Origin of the sequence: Colwellia sp. TT2012 (assembly GCF_001440345.1) — a bacterium.
GTDB lineage: Bacteria > Pseudomonadota > Gammaproteobacteria > Enterobacterales > Alteromonadaceae > Colwellia.
The window spans coordinates 1-2,780 of the sequence record NZ_LJYX01000039.1 but is presented as its reverse complement, the minus strand read 5'-3'; the positions used below and the strand labels follow the sequence as shown (position 1 = coordinate 2,780).

Genomic DNA, 2,780 nt, shown 5'->3' with positions numbered 1-2,780 from the left:
AGATGGCAGGGGAGCGCGAGAAGCGCGCCACGCTGAAGTCCTTGCACGGGATCGCCAAGGCGCTGCTGCCCAAGCTCGGCATCTCGCAGCAGAACCTGCTGTACTACGCGAGCTTGGCGAACTTCTAGACCGTCCATGACCTGCGCCACCTGAAGGCGGAGCAGACCCGGCTCTACCTGCTGTGCTATGCCTGGGTACGTTACCGGCAGCTCACCGACAACCTTGTCGACGCGATGGCCTTCCACATGAAAAAACTTGAGGACGAGAGCCGCACGGGTGCGAAACAGTCCTTTGTCGCCGAACAGCTGCGACGCCATCAGGAAACGCCACAGGTTGGCCGCCTGCTGTCGCTGTACGTGGACGACAGCGTGGCCGATCCGACGCCGTTCGGCGAGGTGCGCCAACGCGCCTACAAAATCATGTCCAGGGAATTGCTGCAAAACACGGCGCAGCGCATGAGCGTCAAGCCACTGAACAAACTGGCGCTGCACTGGCAGGCGGTGGACGGCCTGGCCGAACGCATTCGACGCCATCTACGGCCGCTGTACGTCGCGCTCGACTTCGCCGGCACGGCCCCCGATAACCCATGGCTCGCGGCGCTGACTGGGGCCAAGAGCGTGTTCGCCAAGCAGCAGCGCCTATCACAACGGCCACTCGACGAATGTCCGGCGGCAACGCTGCCGAAACGCTTGCGTCCGTACCTGCTGATGTTCGATGCCGAAGGCACGCCGACAGGCCTGCATGCCGATCGTTACGAATTCTGGCTTTACCGTCAGGTCAGGAAACGCTTCCAGGCGGGCGAGCTCTACATTGACGACAGCTTGCAGCACCGGCATTTGTCCGACGAGTTGGTTTCGATGGACGAGAAAGCCGCCGTGCTCGCGCAGATGGACATCCCCTTCCTGCGGCAGCCGGTCAGTGCCCAGCTCGATGCACTGGCGGCCGAGTTGCGTGCGCAATGGGTGGCGTTCAATCGCGAGCTGAAACAGGGCAAGCTGACGCACCTGGAATACGACAAGGACACGCAGAGACTGACCTGGCGCAAGCCCAAGGGGGAGAACCAGAAGGCGCGCGAGCAAGCTCTCTACGAGCAACTGCCATACTGCGATGTCGCCGACGTGTTTCGCTTCGTCAACGGCCAGTGCCAGTTCCTGTCGGCGCTGACACCATTGCAGCCACGCTATGCGAAGAAGGTAGCCGACGCCGACAGTCTGATGGCGGTGATCATTGCCCAAGCCATGAACCACGGCAACCAGGTTATGGCACGTACCAGCGACATCCCGTACCACGTCCTGGAGAGTACCTACCAGCAGTACCTGCGCCAGGCGACGCTACTTGTGGCCAACGATTGCATCAGCAACGCCATCGCCGCACTGCCGATCTTCCCGCATTACTCGTTCGACCTCGATTCGTTGTACGGTGCCGTTGATGGGCAGAAATTCGGCGTCGAGCGACCAACTGTGAAGGCGCGCTACTCGCGCAAATATTTCGGCCGCGGCAAGGGCGTCGTCGCCTACACGCTGCTGTGCAATCACGTGCCGTTGAACGGCTACCTGATAGGCGCACACGAGTACGAGGCTCACCACGTGTTCGACATCTGGTACCGCAACACGTCGGACATCGTGCCGCGCGCGATCACCGGCGACAGGCACAGCATCAACAAGGCCAACTTCGCCATCCTGCACGGGTTCGGACTTCGTTTCGAGCCGCGCTTCACCGACATCGACGACCAGTTGCAGGAGCTGTATTGCGCCGATGATCTGGCATTGTACGAGAAATGCCTGGTCCGGCCGGCTGGCCAGATCGACCGGCAACTCATCGTCGGTGAGAAGGCGAACATCGACCGAATCGTCGCCACACTGGGCCTGAAGGAAATGACGCAGGGCACGCTGATCCGCAAGCTGTGCACCTATACGGCGCCGAACCCGACGCGGCGCGCAATCTTCGAGTTCGACAAGCTCATCCGCAGTATCTACACACTGCGCTACCTGCGCGACCCGCAACTGGAGCGTAATGTTCACCGCTCGCAGAACCGCATTGAGTCCTATCACCAGCTACGCTCGACCATCGCCCAAGTCGGTGGGAAGAAGGAATTGACCGGCCGCACCGACATCGAAATCGAGATCAGCAACCAGTGCGCCAGGCTGATCGGCAACGCGATCATCTTCTACAACTCGGCGATCCTGTCCCTGCTGCTGACGAAGTACGAGGCAGCTGGCAATGCCAAGGCGCTGGCGTTGATCACGCAGATGTCGCCAGCGGCCTGGCGGCACATCCTGCTGAACGGGCATTACACATTCCAGACTGACGGCAAGTTCATCGACCTGGATGCGCTCGTGGCGGGACTGGAGCTGGGCTGACGGAAATTTCTGGGATTCCGGCGTACAACCCCTTAATCATCGCCCGAGGTGACTACGGCCTGCTCCGCGTGCGGTGCCGAAGTCCTGGCCGAATGGGATGGCGGCGTAGAGCTGGTCACCGATCAACCCGACTAACGGAAAAGTTCATGATCTTCACCGTTCGTTCGAAACAGGTTGAAATCAGGGCTGCGAAGCGCTTCCGGCTGCTACCACGTGGCGACTTCTCAGCACCAGGTCACGCACTGATGAATTGGCTGGGTGTGGTGGTTGTCATCAAGCCAGCCCCCCCGAAGATGGATGCATAGGAAAAAGCCCAGCCCTAAACGAGTTGGGCCGAGGCAGCGCGGCTTGGCCACCAGCTCGTTGCTGGCCGGGCCGTTTCTCCCCACCACAGGATTGAGGTTGGGCTCTTCCGGATCG

The 2,780-nt window shown here is 61.0% G+C and carries 1 protein-coding gene and 1 pseudogene; one reads left to right on the top strand and one right to left on the bottom strand.

What is annotated here, in order from left to right:
* Positions 1-2,360 (top strand): annotated as a pseudogene (locus tag ASU03_RS20085) (Tn3 family transposase); the annotation flags it as partial.
* A 224-nt stretch (positions 2,361-2,584) separates the two neighbouring features.
* On the opposite strand, the gene ASU03_RS21610 reads toward ASU03_RS20085, so the two are convergent.
* Positions 2,585-2,780, bottom strand: a 196-nt coding sequence (locus ASU03_RS21610; protein ID WP_231731635.1) for a hypothetical protein, incomplete at its 5' end; no start/stop codon positions are given.